Consider the following 2000-nt stretch of genomic DNA (forward strand, 5'->3'; position numbering starts at 1 on the left):
CGCCGCTGCCACCGCCCCGGCGGCCACCCTCACCCCGCCCAACGCAGCTTATGCGGCCAAAGCGGCCGCTTTCCAGGGGGCGCCGGCCACGCAAAAGCACTACCGCGCCGTGTACCAGCTCGACAGCGACGACCCCAAGCTCATCAACCAGACGCTGCACAACATGAAAAACGCCCTCGACGACCCGCGCCTCAAGGGCAAGCTGGAGCTGGAGCTGGTGGTGTTCAGCCGCGGCACCACCGTGTTCAAAAAAGACCAGCCCTACGAGGCCGACGTGCTGGCCCTGCAGCAGGCGGGCGTGGTGCTGGCGCAGTGCGCCAACTCGATGAAAGCCTACAAGCTGACCAAAGACGACATGCTGCCCTACATTTCCATCGTGCCCACCGGCAACGGCGAGCTGATTATCCGCCAGGCCGAGGGCTGGGCGCTGGTGCATCCGTAAAAGCTGCCGCCGCAGCTACTGTTCAGGCCAGCAGCTGCGGCTTCTCTTGGTACACCTTCCACAGAAACTCGCCGAAGATGGTGTTGGCCCAGGCAAACCACGGCCGGGTGAACCGGCGGGCGTCGTCTTTGTGGAAGGCTTCGTGCATGTAGCCGGTGCCGGCGTGCGTGGCCCTGAGGCTCTGAATGCAGGCGCGGATTTCGGCGTCGTCGGTGCTGGTGAGGCCGCGGGTGACGAGGGCAATGGGCCAAATCATGTCCATGCCCACGTGCGGCCCGCCAATGCCCTCGGCGGCTTTTCCCTTGAAGAAGAACGGGTTGTGGGCCGACAGCAGAAACCGGCGGGTGTTCTGGTACACAGGGTCGGTGGCGGGCACGGCGCCCAGGTATGGCAACGACACCAGGCTCGGCACGTTGGCGTCGTCCATAAGCACGTGGCTGCCGAAGCCGTCGACTTCGTAGGCGTATATCTCGCCGTGCTGGGGGTGCTTCACCACGGCGTGCTGGCGCAGGGCGGCGGCCACCTCGTCGGCCAGGGCGGTGAGCTCGCGGGCGGTTTGCGCGTCGTGGGCCAGGGCCGTCATCATTTCGCTAGCCTGCCGCAAGCTCACCACCGCGAAGAAGTTACTCGGAATGAGGAAGGAATACAGCGTGGCGTCGTCGCTGGGCCGGAAGGCCGAGGCGATGAGGCCCACCGGCTGCACGGGGTAGCCGAAGCCGTTCAGGGGCTGGGTGTCGGTGGCCTTGGCGGTTTCGCGCTGGAAGTGGTAGGGGCCCGGGCCGGCTTTGCGCTGCTGCTCGCGGAAGGTTTGCAGCGTGAGCCGGATGGCCTGCTGCCACTGCGCATCGAAGGGCTGGGCGTCGTTGGTTTTCTTCCAGTAATGATACGCCAGGCGGATGGGGTAGCAGAGCGAGTCGATTTCCCACTTGCGCTCGTGCACGCCGGGCTGCATCTGGGTCAGGTCCGATTTCCACTCCCCTACCCGGCTGTCGTCGCCGTAAAACGCGTTGGCGTAGGGGTCTTTCAGCACGCAGCGCGTCTGGCGGTTGATGACGCCGGCCAGCAGCTGCTGCAACTCCGCGTCTTTCGCCACCAAATGCAGGTAGGGCCACACCTGGGCCGAGCTGTCGCGCAGCCACATGGCGTCGATGTCGCCGGTGATGACGTAGGTATCGGGCCGGCCCTGGCGCGTGGTGTGCGTCACGGTGGTATCGAGGGTGCTGGGGAAGCAGTTTTCGAACAGCCAGCCCAGCTCCGGGTCCTTCACCTTCTTTTTGAACTCGGCAATGGCCGCCTCTACCGCCCGGCTGCGGAAGCGGCGCTTATCGGCCGCCGGCCGCACCACCGGAAAGGCCGGCGCCGCGCCCGCGAAGGCGTAGGGCTGCAGCAACGCGCTGGCAGTGAGCAGAGAAAAGCGTTGGGTGAAGGCGCGGCGATTCATACAATGAAGCAAATGAGAGCGGAGCGAATAAGACCTGGCCGCAACTCCGGGCGACGGCCCGGGCGGGGCCAGCGGTGGCAGGGCCGAAGGTAATGCCAAGCGCCTCGCCTCTGCCTG

At 65.9% G+C, this 2000-nt stretch carries 2 protein-coding genes; one reads left to right on the plus strand and one right to left on the minus strand.

Annotated features, from left to right (window positions below):
• The coding region (locus tag ACYVDE_RS21230) for a DsrE family protein (RefSeq protein ID WP_460503533.1) at positions 1-442 on the plus strand (442 nt) is incomplete at its 5' end.
• A gap of 22 nt (positions 443-464) precedes the next feature.
• On the opposite strand, the gene ACYVDE_RS21235 is transcribed toward ACYVDE_RS21230, so the two are convergent.
• Positions 465-1883 (minus strand): glycoside hydrolase family 125 protein, encoded by a 1419-nt coding sequence (locus ACYVDE_RS21235; RefSeq protein WP_460503534.1) that lies wholly within the window; start codon positions 1881-1883, stop codon positions 465-467.
• Between the last annotated feature and the right edge of the window lie 117 nt (positions 1884-2000).

The organism is Hymenobacter agri (genome assembly GCF_054778495.1).

Excerpts from the sequence above, each read along its gene's own strand:
- ACYVDE_RS21235 (WP_460503534.1), bottom strand. The coding sequence starts at position 1,883 with ATGAATCGCCGCGCCTTCACCCAACGCTTTTCTCTGCTCACTGCCAGC.